11 protein-coding genes are annotated in these 12,532 nt (G+C 73.6%); 7 read left to right on the forward strand and 4 right to left on the reverse strand.

The window, feature by feature from the left end; translation table 11 throughout:
• The first annotated feature begins 136 nt into the window (after positions 1-136).
• The 4 genes from N8J89_RS22095 (at position 137) to N8J89_RS22105 (ending at position 3,244) form a co-directional block, all read left to right on the forward strand.
• The gene (locus N8J89_RS22095; RefSeq protein WP_283658893.1) at positions 137-1,234 is read left to right on the forward strand and encodes a DNA glycosylase AlkZ-like family protein; all 1,098 of its coding nucleotides are present in this window, start codon (positions 137-139) and stop codon (positions 1,232-1,234) included.
• Between the two features lie 100 nt (positions 1,235-1,334).
• The gene (locus N8J89_RS41760; protein WP_349497399.1) at positions 1,335-1,655 is read left to right on the forward strand and encodes an ArsR/SmtB family transcription factor; all 321 of its coding nucleotides are present in this window, start codon (positions 1,335-1,337) and stop codon (positions 1,653-1,655) included.
• Entirely contained in the window at positions 1,648-2,085 is a 438-nt protein-coding gene (locus N8J89_RS41765) for an SRPBCC family protein (protein ID WP_349497400.1), read from the forward strand. The genes N8J89_RS41760 and N8J89_RS41765 overlap by 8 nt, the downstream gene beginning before the upstream one ends.
• 25 nt (positions 2,086-2,110) lie before the next feature.
• Positions 2,111-3,244, forward strand: coding sequence for a hypothetical protein (locus N8J89_RS22105; protein WP_283658894.1), 1,134 nt, complete (start codon positions 2,111-2,113; stop codon positions 3,242-3,244).
• Here N8J89_RS22105 and N8J89_RS22110 read toward each other — a convergent pair.
• From N8J89_RS22110 to N8J89_RS22120, 3 genes are read right to left on the reverse strand one after another with little or no spacing between them, the layout of a single operon-like run.
• On the reverse strand, positions 3,227-5,671 hold the full coding sequence (locus N8J89_RS22110; RefSeq protein WP_283658895.1) for a DUF6493 family protein: 2,445 nt from the start codon (positions 5,669-5,671) through the stop codon (positions 3,227-3,229). The genes N8J89_RS22105 and N8J89_RS22110 overlap by 18 nt on opposite strands.
• A gap of 44 nt (positions 5,672-5,715) precedes the next feature.
• On the reverse strand, positions 5,716-6,510 hold the full coding sequence (locus tag N8J89_RS22115; RefSeq protein ID WP_283658896.1) for an SCO1664 family protein: 795 nt from the start codon (positions 6,508-6,510) through the stop codon (positions 5,716-5,718).
• Positions 6,511-6,518: 8 nt separating this feature from the next.
• A complete protein-coding gene (locus tag N8J89_RS22120; RefSeq protein ID WP_283658897.1) occupies positions 6,519-7,085 on the reverse strand; it encodes a DUF3090 domain-containing protein in 567 nt (188 codons plus the stop codon).
• Positions 7,086-7,228: 143 nt separating this feature from the next.
• Between N8J89_RS22120 and N8J89_RS22125 the strand changes: the two genes are divergently transcribed.
• The 3 genes from N8J89_RS22125 (at position 7,229) to N8J89_RS22135 (ending at position 11,645) form a co-directional block, all read left to right on the forward strand.
• Positions 7,229-9,187, forward strand: coding sequence for a dipeptidyl-peptidase 5 (locus N8J89_RS22125; protein ID WP_283658898.1), 1,959 nt, complete (start codon positions 7,229-7,231; stop codon positions 9,185-9,187).
• On the forward strand, positions 9,184-10,104 hold the full coding sequence (locus tag N8J89_RS22130) for a S66 peptidase family protein (protein ID WP_283658899.1): 921 nt from the start codon (positions 9,184-9,186) through the stop codon (positions 10,102-10,104). The genes N8J89_RS22125 and N8J89_RS22130 overlap by 4 nt, the downstream gene beginning before the upstream one ends.
• Before the next feature lie 350 nt (positions 10,105-10,454).
• Positions 10,455-11,645, forward strand: coding sequence for a S8 family peptidase (locus tag N8J89_RS22135; protein WP_283658900.1), 1,191 nt, complete (start codon positions 10,455-10,457; stop codon positions 11,643-11,645).
• Between the two features lie 51 nt (positions 11,646-11,696).
• Here the strand turns inward: N8J89_RS22135 and N8J89_RS22140 are convergent, their stop codons facing one another.
• A complete protein-coding gene (locus N8J89_RS22140; protein ID WP_502868318.1) occupies positions 11,697-12,521 on the reverse strand; it encodes a serine hydrolase domain-containing protein in 825 nt (274 codons plus the stop codon).
• Positions 12,522-12,532: the final 11 nt, after the last annotated feature.

Genomic DNA, 12,532 nt, shown 5'->3' on the forward strand with positions numbered 1-12,532 from the left:
GACTCAGCCCACACCACGTTTCGTGGATGAGACGAGGTCCTTTCCGGCGGATGACGAACACGACCGGGTGAACTGTGACCGACCAGAGTGGACTCCGCGGCCGCGGAATGTCGGACCGGCACGGCATGCTGTCGCCATGGCCGCCTCGGTGACTCGAGCCCAGGCCCTGGCGTACCGGATGGCCGCCCAGGGCCTGCACCGCGAACACAAGCACGCCCGCGACCTGGACGTGCTCGCCCTCGGCGTGCAGGACACCCGGGGCTCGGCCCAGCTGGCCCTGGCCGCCCGCCTGCCGGAGCCCCCGGAGCCGACCGAGGACCTGGCCCTGCTGTGGTCGGTGCGCGGCGCCCCGCACCTGCACCGCCGCCGCGACCTGACCACCCTGGCCCGCCACCTGTGGCCCAGGGACGAGAAGGACGCCTTCGCCCGCCTGGGCTCGGAACGCAAACCCCTCAAGGCAGCCGGAATCTCCTCCCTGGATGCCTTCCGCGCCGCCTCGACCGCCCTCCGCGACGCCGTGCCGGCCCCGATGCCCAGGGGTGAGGTCAGCGCCGCGGTCACCCGCCTGCTGCCCCCCGCGTACTCCTACGACTGCCGCACCTGCCAGTCCCACCACATCTACGGCAGCCTGTTCCAGACCATCGGCCTGTTCGCCGGCCTGCGCCACGACCTCACCGGCCCTGCCCTGCTGCTGCGCCCCCTGGAAGACCGCCCGCCCATCCCGGACACCTCCGCCGGCGCCACCCCGCTGATCCTGGACTACCTGCGCCTGCACGGCCCCGCCACCCGCGCCGAGGCCGCCGCCTACCTCGGCACCTCCCAGTCCGCCCTAGCCCCGGTCTGGCCCACCGACCTGGCCGAGGTCACCCTCGACGGCGCCCAGACCTGGCTCCCCGCCGACGCCCTCCCCCAGCTCCGCACCCCGCCGAAGACCCAGGTCGTGCGCCTGCTCCCGCCGCTGGACCCCTACCTCCAGGCCAGGGACCGAGAGCGGTTGGTGCCGGACGCGGCCCGCCGCAAGGAGATCTGGAAGATCATCGGCAACCCGGGAGCGCTGCTGGTCAACGGCGAGCTGGCTGGCACCTGGCGACCCAAGAGCACGGCCAAGCGGCTGGAGCTGACGGTCACCGCGTTCGAGCCGCTGACCAAGTCGCAGCAGCAGGCGCTCCAGCGCGAGGCCGAGCTGGTGGCCACGGTCCGCGGCCTGCCCGAGGTACGGCTCATCCACGCCTGACCAGGCCCCGCCACTGCTGTCCCACCCTTGACAGGCAACCCCCCGGTTGCCTATTTTCAGCTCCGAAAGGCAACCATCCAGTTGCCAATGGAGGCGCCTCATGGACTACGACGCGGTGTTCAAGGCGCTGGCCGATCCCACCCGCCGCCGCCTGCTGGACGCCCTGCACGCGCACAACGGTCAGCGCCTGCACGAGCTCTGCGCGGGCACCGACCTCACCCGCCAGGCGGTGACCAAGCACCTGGCCATCCTCGAGGCGGCCAACCTGGTCGCCACCACCCGCTCCGGCCGGGAAAAGCTGCACCACCTCAACCCGGCCCCGCTCAACGACATCAGCACCCGCTGGCTCGCCAAGTACGACCAGCGGCAGCTCAACGCCCTGGCCACCCTCAAACAGGCCCTGGAGGACGACCGTGAGTGACCTCGACTTCATCTACGTCACCTACATCCGGACCACCCCTGAACAGCTGTGGACCGCGCTGACCAGCGGCGAGTTCACCGAGCAGTACTACGGCGTGCACCTGGTCTCGGACTGGCGGCCCGGCTCGCTCATCCACTGGCGCAACGAGGACGGCAGCCTGGGCACCTCGGGTGAGACCGTGCTGGCGGCCGATCCGCCTTACCTGCTCAGCTACACCTTCAAGGTCGGCGCGGACTACCCGGACCTGCACGCCGAGGACGCCTCCCGGGTCACCTTCACCCTGGAACGCGACGGCGAGACGGTGAAGCTCACCCTCACCCACGACCGGTTCGACCCGCGCGGGCAGGTGCGTGAGTCGGTCTCGCACGGCTGGCCCGCGATCCTCTCCGGCCTGAAGACCCTGCTGGAGACTGGCGAGCGCCTGCCCTGACGGGGGTCGCGGCTAGGGTGTCGGCGTGCTGACCGAAGTCCTGCTCACCGCGCCTGACCAGGCCGTTGACACCGCGACGATCGTGGACGGCCTGCTGGAGCCGGGGGTGCAGGCCGCGCAGGCGCTGCTGGTGCTGGGCAAGATCGCGCGCACCCGGTTCTGGGTGCACCCGTCGATGCTCGCCAGGCTGCTCGCCGAGTCCGACCCGGTGTTCACCGCCGACGGCGCCACCCTGCGCGCCGAGTCCTTCTCCCCGTGCTGCGGGGTGCACGCCCGCCTGGACCTCCAGCCGGTCGGCACGGTCGGCCGCGGCTGCACCAACGTGGACCTCTCCGCCGGCACCCGCGCCGTGCTGGCCGGGGTGGCCGGTGAGGAACCGCTGCACCTGCGGGTGCGCGGGGACGGCATCCGGTTGCGCACCCTCGACGGCGACGGCGCCGAGGACCGGGTGCCGCTGCCGGACCGTTGGGTGGCCGGGTTCGCCGAGATCGCCGCGGTGACCGCGGGCGCGACCCGGCGGGCCGAGCTCGACCAGACCGCGGCCCGCTCCTTCCTGCGGCAGCTGCCCACCAAGGACACCGCCGCCTGGGTGGTGCCCTCCGGCCGGGGTCTGCGCCTGACCGCCCGGCGCACCGCCGAGGCGATCCCGGCGGCCGGGCTGCACCGGCTGCGGGTGGCCGACCCGCTGGTGCGCTTCACCCGCGGCCTGTCCGTCTACGCCGCGCCCGGCGCGGAGACCGCGAGCTGGGTGCTGCACCTGGACCGGGCCCGGCTGACCGTCACCCTGTCCCCCGCGCCCTCCCGTGGCTTCTCCGGCGAGGGCGGCTGGCTGACCACCCTGGCCAACGGGGTCGCGGATCCGGACCTGGTCACCGGTCGTCGCGGCCACGACGTGGTGGAGGGGGTGTGGTTCGACCGCCCGCTGCCCAGTGGCCGTGCCCCGGCCAACGGCCGCCTGACCAAGGCCAGGGTTCTGGTCTCGGCGGGCGCGGTCCGCGCGCTGCCCGAGGGCGGCTTCGAGATCGCGCACGGCTCCTCGGTGCAGCGGGTCCGGCTGTCCCCGGACGGCTGCACCTGCGCCTGGTGGGCGGAGCACCAGGACCGCAGGGGACCGTGCTCGCACGTGCTGGCGGCCCGGTTGTCAGCGGAGCAGTCGTAAGGCCGCCTTCGCCGCCTTCGAGGACCCGGTGAGTCCGGCCAGCCAGTCCCCGGTCGCCGGACTCACCGTGCCCGCGCCGCGCTCGGCCAGGTCCACGGCCAGCTCCAGCAACGCCGACAGCCCGCGCGCCGACCGGTCCAGCAACGGCAGCAGAGCGTCCACTGTGGACAGAACAGCGGCCGGGTGCTCCCCCGCCAGCACGGACAACCGCTTGGTCAGCCGGGTCAGCGTCAGCTCGCCGCCGAAGACGCCCAGTGCCTGGCCGAGCGCCCGGGGTCCGAGCTGCCGGGCGTCCAGCAGGGACAGCGCGGCGTCCACGCCGAGCTGTGCGCCCGAGGCGCGCTGGGTGTTCAGCGCGGCCGCGATCATCAGCAGGCCGGGGTAGGAGGGCACGGCCGGGCGGTCCAGGAACGGACTGAGCCCGTACACCTCGCTGGGGTAGCCGACCTCGACGTCGTTCTCGAACAGGTCCCTGGCCACCTCGGCCTCGAGCACTGCCCGGTCATACGGCGCGCCAACCACCTCGTGCGGGCTGGTGAACCCTTCCCAGCCGTGATCCACCGGCGGCGTGTTCAGCGTGCCCAGCCACGGCGTGTCCGGTTCGGTCTCCGCCGGTGTCCTGGTGAACTTCAGCCTGATCAGGTCAAAGCTGTCGGTCACCAGTCGCGCCGACCAGCCGAACGGCTCGCCTGGCTCGCCGCGCAGCACCGCGACCGGATCGGCGGCCTCCGGGTGCCGGGCCTTGGCCGCCGCCAGTCCCAGCCAGTCCCGCGCCGGTGTCTCCGGCCCGCCGAGGGCGAAGCGCACCGCCACCGCGTACGGCCCGGTCAGCTGCGCCGCGAGCTCGAGGGCCTCGGCCCTGGTGTCCGGGGCCAGCCGCAGCAACCCGTCCACCACGTCATCCAGCGCTGCCTCGGGGCGCCGGGCCAGCCGCCGCACGAACACCACCGGATCCAGCCAGCCACCCAGGTGCGTGGCCGCCGACACCGGCCTCGCGTTCCCGGCCAGCAGCGCCCGCATCCGGTGCCGCAGCGGCCGGGACCACCCGTTGACCAGCTCCGGCGGTTCGACCTCCCGCCCGGCCAGCCCGCGCACCAGCACGCTGAGCAGCTTGGGCATCAGCTCCGCGTGTGCGGTGTCCGCCTTGACCGCCCGCTTGACCAGGGGCTTGAGCGCATCCCGCAGCTCGTCTCCGGCGACCCGGTGCGCACCGTCGAGCGCGGCCAGCAGCAGATCGCCCTGGTAGTGGTCGGCCAGCAGCGCGGAGAACGCCTCGGCCACCGCCGCGGGCGAGTCCGGCACCTCCAGCGGCACCACCAGCAGCCGCCGCTCGGCGAAGGGCGGCAGCACCGGCTCCGGGTAGGCCACCGGCTCCACCCTGGCAGGCGTCTCCACCCGCGTGCCCAGGTGCGCGGCCGCGAGCTCGCGCACCTCGGCCGACTCGTGCGTGGCCGCCGCCGCGAACACCTCCCCGGCCAGCCCCGCCGCGGCCTGTCCGGCCTTGGCCGCCAGCCGCACCGCGAGCTTCGCCGTGCCGGCTCCACGCCCGGCGGCCGCGGCGGGCAGGTGCCGCAGCGCCACCTCGGCGTCGAGCAGCCCGGCCTTCTGCACCGCGGCCAGGGCCTTCACCGCGAAACCCACCGTGCTCGGCACCCCGCTGCCGCACAGCCGCGCGTACCCGTGCTGCCACCCGGCCCGCTCCACTGGACTCGGCGTCAGCGCCTCGTGCAGCGAGGCGTACCACCGGGCCCGGAACACGGCGAAGTCCCTGGCCAGCACCTCCAGGCTGGTCTCCAGCAGCCGCGCCCGGTCCAGCTCGCCGGTGCGGCTCAGCTCGGCCAGGGCGGTCGACCACTGGCAGTCCACCGGCACGTACTTGTCGAAGGCGGCGAAGCTCGCGTCCCCGATCCCCTCGACCGGCAGCAGCTCCCACACCTCGTCCAGCGCCCCAGGTTCGGCCCGCAGCCGCTCGGCCAGTGGTGTGTTCAGGTCTCGCCGCGACCACCGGAACCAGCCCGCGAAGTACTCCGGCGTGCGCACCGGTTCGAGCTCGCCCTCGCGCGCCAGCACCCGGACCGCGTCCCACCCGCTCTGCCACTCCACCAGCCAGCCGGCCAGCGCGGCCCGTTCCCGTGGCGGCCGGGCCAGCAGGATCCGCTTGGTCAGCTCGGGTTCGGGTGGCCGGAGCTCGCCCAGCAGCGGATCGCGCGGGGGCACTGTGGCCAGCAACGCGACAGCAGCCCGCTCAGCCAGCCGCGGGTCCCGTGCCCCGTAGGTGTGCCCGTTGTCGAGCAGCACCAGTTCCAGGCCGTCCCGCAGCACCGCGCCCAGCTCCGGCACGAAGCCGCGCTGCTGCTCGCCGGGCAGCCCGAGCACCCTGGTCAGCACGTCGCCGGGAGTCCCGGCCAGCAGTTCGGTCACCAACACGGGGCCAACCTAACCCGGGCCGCCGACAGCGTTCGCCAGGCGAACTAGAACGCGGGCCAGGGGATCGGCGGCCAGTCCCCGGTCGGGGCCGGGAACACTCCCGCGCCCAGCAGCTTGTCGGTGCGTTCGGTGAGCATCCGGACCTCGGTGATGGTCAGGTGCTCGTGCAGCGCCTCGCCGAACTCCCCGTCCAGTCCCGCGCGCAGCCGCCGCAGCCCCTCGGCCGCCTCCTCGCCCAGCGGCTCGCCGAGCCAGCCCCACAGCACGGTGCGCAGCTTGTCCTCGGCGTTGAGGCAGATCCCGTGGTCCACCCCGTACACCGCGCCACCGAGGGCGTGCAGCACGTGCCCGCCCTTGCGGTCGGCGTTGTTGACCACCACGTCCAGGGCCGCGAGCAGCCGCATCCGCGGGTGGTCGGCGTGCACCAGCGCGGCGGGGTCGCCGAAGCGGTCGTGCGCCCGCAGCACTTCTTTCCAGCCCTCGGGCACGTCATCGGGCGGCAGCAGGTCGACCAGGTCGGCCTCGGGCTCGGTGTCCACCCACAGCTGCACCATGCCCTCGCCGAAGGGGCCCGGCCGCAGCACCGTGGGCGGCACCAGTCCGAAACCGGCCGCCTCCGACACCAGGTAGGTGGCCACCTCCCGCCCGGCCAGGGTGCCGTCCGGGAAGTCCCACAGCGGGCGTTCGCCGCGCACCGGCTTGTACACGCACTCCGCCTGCACACCCTCGTGCTCGATGCCGCAGAACAGCGTCGCGTTGGAGGCGTCGACCAGCCGTCCCCGCACGTCCAGCGTGCCGTGGGTGAGCAGTTCGATCGCGCCGTCGTCCCCAGGGCGCACCGGCGTGCTCAGCTCGGCTCGCCGCGACGGTAGCCGTTCTGCCGCGGGCAGACGTGGCCCTCGGCGTCCAGCGGCTCGTTGCACAGCGGACAGGGTTTGCGACCGGCGCTGACCACCCGTTCGGCGCGCTGGGCGAACGCCCTGGCCTGCACCGGGCTGAGGAAGACGCGGACGGCGTCCGGCCCCTCCTCGGTGTCGTCGAGGACGACCGACTCGTCGATCTCCTCCTCGGTGGCGGCGAGCAGTTCGACGACGACGGCGCTGGAGTCGGCGTCCCAGCCGAGCCCCATGGTGCCGACCCGGAACTCCTCCTCGAGGGGCACCTCGAGGGGTTCGGTGTCGACGACGTCCTCAGGCGCGTCGGGCGGCACCTCGGCGCCGAAGCGCCGGTGCACCTCCTCGAGCAGCGCGCCCAGCCGTTCGGCCAGCACCGACACCTGCTGCTTCTCCAGCAGCACGCTGACGGTACGGCCGTTCTCGCTGGCCTGGAGGTAGAACGAGCGGTCGCCTGGTTGCCCGACGGTTCCGGCTACGAACCGTTCGGGCTGGCGGAAGAGGTGAATGACACGTGCCATGGCACCACTGACCCTAGGCCACGCCCGCGCGGACGGCAGAGGCATCCCCGACATCCGGGATCGAGGACGTGAATTCACCTGCCGATGACCTTTGTGGTGATCTTCTGTCGGCCGGTCGGCGGTGGCCGGTTACCCTCGGCTTCGTGGTCACCGTACTGGGGTATGGCAACTGGACATCGCCGATCAGCGCCGCGGACGCGAGCGCCGTCACCGCGCCGCCGCACTGGGTGCGCGCGCACGGTGGCTTCACCTACTGGACCGAGGGCAGGCCCACGGAGGGCGGCCGGGTCACGCTGCTGCGCGGCAGGGCGGGTGAGGCGGCGCGGGAGGTGCTGGCCGCGCCGTGGAGCGCGCGCAACCGGCTGCACGAGTACGGCGGCGCGCCCTACACCGTGCTGGCCACCCCGGACGGTGACCGGGTGGCCTTCACGCACTGGGCCGACCAGCGGATCCACCTGGTGGACGCCGCCGGTGGCCAGCCGCAGCCGCTGACGCCGAACCCGGACCGCGAGCACGGCCTGCGCTACGGCGACCTGCACCCCAGCGCGGACGGCACCGAGATCTGGTGCGTGCGCGAGCGGATCACCGGCGACCGCCCCACCGACCTGGTCCGCGAGCTGGTGGCCGTCCCGGTCTCCGGGGCCGCGGCCGCCGATCCGGCCGCGATCCGGGTGCTGGCGGCCAGCCACCGGTTCATGAGCGCGCCCAAGGCCAGCCCGGACGGCCGACACCTGGCCTGGATCGGCTGGGAGCACCCCGCGATGCCCTGGGACGGCACTGAGCTCTGCGTGGCCGAGCTCGTCGACGGCGCCGCCGGGCCGCACCGGGTGGTGGCCGGCGGAGCGGCCGAGTCGGTCTGCCAGTTCGAGTGGGCCGATGAGGACTCGCTGTACGCGATGACCGACCCGGACGGCTGGTGGAACCTCCACCGGGTGAACCTGGACGGCGCCCAGCGGGCCCTGCACCGGGCCGAGGCCGACTACGGCGGTCCACTGTGGACACTCGGCGCGACCTGGTTCGTCCCGCTCGGCGGCGGACGGCACCTGCTGCGCGGCAGGCTCGGCCTGTCCCTGCTGACCGAGGACACCGGCGAGCTGACCCCCCTCGACCTGCCGCTGCCGGTGTGGCGCACCACCTTCGCCCACGACGGCGACCTGGTCACCGGGGTCGCCGCCGGACCGGCCGCCGCGCCCGCGGTGGCCCAGGTCGACCTGCGCACCGGGCAGCTGACCACGCTCACCGCCCAGCCCGCCGGACTGCCCGACCCGGCCTACCTGCCGCCGGTGGTCGAGCGGGTGTTCACCGGCCAGGACGGGGTGGGCATCCCCGCCTACGTCTACCTGCCGCACAACCCGGACTTCACCGCCCCCGAGGGCGAGCGGCCGCCGTTCCTGGTGCACGTGCACGGCGGCCCCACCGGCGAGGTCTCCCCCGTGCTCAGCGCCGACTTCGCCTACTTCACCAGCCGCGGGATCGGCGTGGTCGCGGTCAACTACGGCGGCTCCAGCGGCTACGGCCGCGCCTTCCGGGACCGGCTGCGCGAGGCGTGGGGCGTGGTCGACGTGCGGGACTGCGCCACCGTGGCCGAGGCGCTGGCCGCCGAGGGCACCGCGGACGCGCTGCGGCTGGGCATCAGGGGCGGCAGCGCGGGCGGCTGGACCACCGCGGCCTCGCTGACCTCGGTGGCCACCTACCGCGGCGGCGCCGCCTACTTCCCGGTGCTGGACCTGCTCTCCTTCGCCGCGGGCGGCACCCACGACTTCGAGTCCCGCTACCTCGACGGCCTGGTCGGCGCGCTGCCGGCGGCCGAGTCCCGCTACCGCGAGCGGTCCCCGGCCAACCGGGTCGACCAGCTGGCCGGGCCGATCCTGCTGCTGCAAGGCCTGGAGGACCAGGTGTGCCCGCCGGAGCAATGTGAGAAGTTCCTGGAAGCGTTGTCCGGCAAGGGCATCCCGCACGCCTACCGCTCGTTCGAGGGTGAGCAGCACGGGTTCCGGCGGGCGGAGAACATCCAGGCCGCGCTGGAGGCCGAGCTGTCCTTCTTCGGCCAGACCCTGGGTTTCAGCCCGGTCGGGGTGCCCGCGCTGGAGCTGCGCTCATGAGCGGGCTGCGCCGCCCGCCCAGGGTGCCCCGGCACGGCCACGTCGCGGTGATCGCCCCCGCCGGCCCGGTCTCTCCTGCCCAGCTGGACCTCGGGATCGAGCAGCTGCGGTCCTGGGGGCTGACCGTCTCCGAGGGCGCGCACGTGCGGGACAAGCACCCGGAGATGCGGTACCTGGCCGGTCAGGACGCCGACCGGGCCGCGGACTTCGTGTGGGCGTGGACGCGGCCGGAGTTCGACGCGGTGCTGTGCGCCCGCGGCGGCTACGGTTGTCAGCGGATGGTGGACCTGGTGCCGTGGGCGGAGCTGAAAGCCTTGCCGCCCAAGGTGTTCGCCGGGTCCAGCGATGTCACCGCGCTGCACACCCGGATCGCGGGCGAGCTGGGTCAGGTCACGCTGTTCGCGCCGATGACCGGCAGCGCGATGTTCACCGACGACCTGCCGGCCCGCGAGCACCTGCGCTACTCGCTGCTGGACCCGGCCTCGGTGACCAAGCTCGGCCGCGGCGCCGAACCGATCACCGGCGGCCAGGCCCGCGGGGTCACCGTCGGCGGCACGCTGAGCCTGCTCGCCGCCGAGGTGGGCCTGGGCCGGTGGCGGCCGCCGCCGGGGTCGCTGGCGGTGCTGGAGGACGTCACCGAGGACCCCTACCGCCTCGACGGCCTGCTCACCCACCTGCTGCGCGCGGGCTGGTTCGACGGGGTCACCGGCATCGCGCTGGGCTCGTGGACCTCCTGCGGCCCGATCGAGCAGGTGCGCACGGTGCTGACCGACCGGTTGGGCGGGCTCGGGGTGCCGATCGCCTGGGAGGTCGGGTTCGGGCACTGCGCCAACCAGCTCACCGTGCCACTGGGGGTCGCCGCGCTGCTGGACGCCGACGCGGGCACCCTGGTACTGGACGAGCCCGCGCTGACCTAGAGACCAATCGGGTGGTTGCGCCACGTGAGCGGGGCTCCCGCTGAACGGCTCAACCGGGTGGTGACCCAAGGTCAGCGACGCCGGTCCCCGCGGTCTCCCCGTCCGCGTGAACCCTCGCGGGCTAAACCGCCGATTTCGGTGCAACTACCGCTGCGAGTTCCCCGCACCGGATGACCACGCGCCACGGCCGTCATCCGGTGCGGTGGTCTTGCCTGCACGCTCCGCGATGAACACCGGTGTTGCGTTACTCCGCGTCGACCCCCCGCTCCGTCGGGGAATGCCCAGTTCGCCCCGGCGAGACCACGCTCAGTGGTGGGCGAAAGCCCTACCGCCAACCGATCGGGGAAGTCATGAAACGCACGGCCCGGATTCTCACCGCCGCCGCGCTGCTGATCGCCGCCACCACCGGCACCGCGACCGCGTTACCCGCCAAACCCGCTCCCAGCCCGGTGTCGCAGACCGGGGCGAACGTCATCGACGGCCAGTTCATCGTCACCCTGACCAAGGGCGGCACCGCGGACACGCTGCTGAAGCTGATCGACCGGTTCAACATCGAGGTCAAGTTCAGCTACGGCTCGCTGTTCGTCGGCTTCGCCGCCAAGCTCAACCCCCTCGTCGTCTCCGCGCTGAAGCTGCTGCCGGAGATCGAGTCGGTGGTGCCGGACGCGGAGGTCAAGCTCGAGCTCCCCGGTTCCGACGGCGGATCGCCCCGCGCGGTCGGCTCGTGGGGCCTGGACCGCATCAACCAGCGCGCCCTCCCGCTGGACGGCTCCTACACCCCCAGCCACTCCGGCGCGGGCGTGACCGCCTACATCGTCGACACCGGCATCCAGTTCAGCCATCCCGACTTCGGCGGGCGGGCCAGGCCAGGCTTCGACGCGATCGGTGACGGCCGCAACGGCGAGGACTGCAACGGCCACGGCACCCACGTCGCGGGCACCGTCGGTGGCACCCAGTTCGGCGTGGCCAAGGCGACCAGGCTGGTCGCGGTGCGCGTGCTCGGCTGTGACGGCCGGGGCTCCTGGTCCGGCATCATCGCCGGCCTGGACTGGATCGGCGCGAACGCGGTCCGCCCGGCCGTGGCCAACCTGTCCCTCGGCGGCACCCCGGGCATCACCCAGGTCGACGAGGCGGCGAACCGGTTGTCCGACCGGGGCGTGTTCGTCGCGGTGGCCGGCGGCAACTCCACCGACGACGCGTGCAAGTACAGTCCGGCCCGCGCCGCCCGCCCGATCACCATCGGCGCGACCACCCGCACCGACGGCTTCGCCACCTACAGCAACCGCGGCGGCTGCGTGCAACTGCTGGCGCCGGGCACCGAGATCACCTCGGCCTGGCCGGGCAACCGGGTCAACACGATCAGCGGCACCAGCATGGCCACCCCGCACGTGGCGGGCGTGGCGGCGCTGTTCAAGCAGGCCCGCGGCGACCAGCCCCAGCAAATGATCATGGACTGGCTCTGGCAGGTGGGCACTCCGGACCGGATCTCCGGCATGCCGGCGGCCACTCCCAACCGACTGCTGCACACCGGCGGCCTGTGATCAGGCGCGGCGCCGGGGCGGAGGCGCGGTCACCCGCGCCTCCGCCCCCTCTCAACGTCCCAGCTCCGCCAGCACCCCGTCGTTGAACGGCGTCCACGCCTGCACCGCCCACGGCCCGAAGTCCCGGTCCGCCAGCGCCACGCACGCGGCCCCGGCGTCGGGATCAACCCACAGGAACGTCCCGGCCTGGCCGAAGTGCCCGTAGGTCCGCGCCGAGTTCCGCGTGCCGGTCCAGTGCGGCGACTTCTCCCCGCGGATCTCGAACCCCAGTCCCCAGTCGCAGGGCTTCTGCATGCCATACCCCGGCACCACCCCGTTGAGTCCGGGAAAGGCCACCGAGGTCGCCTCGGCCACGGTCGCCGCGGAGACCAAGGTCGGCCGCTGCAACTCCGCCCCGAACCGCACCAGATCCGCGCAGGTCGACACAGCCCCCGACCCGGCCGACCCGGTCAACGCCGACCCGGTCATCCCCAGCGGCGCGAGAACGGCCTCGTGCAGGTAGTCCGCGAACCCGATCCCGGAGCTCTTCTCCAGGGTCTCGGCCAGCACCTCGAACCCGGTGTTGGAGTAGATCCGCCGGCTCCCCGGCGCCGCCTGCACCGCCGCGGAGTCGAAGGCCAGCCCCGAGGTGTGCGCCGCCAGGTGCCGCACGGTCGCCCCGTCCGGCCCCGCGGGCTGGTCCCACTCCAGCGCCCCCTCCTCCACCGCGACCAGCACGGCGTAGGCGGTCAGCGGCTTGGTCACCGAAGCCAGCCGGAACGCCCGCTCCTGCTCCCCGGCCACCCCGAGCACGACCCCATCCGCGCGAACCACAGCCGCCGCGGCATGATCCACCGGCCACTGCGCAAGGACATCCAGGCTCGTCAGGCTGCTCATACCCCTCAACC

The organism is Crossiella sp. CA-258035, assembly GCF_030064675.1.
Taxonomy (GTDB): Bacteria; Actinomycetota; Actinomycetes; order Mycobacteriales; family Pseudonocardiaceae; genus Crossiella.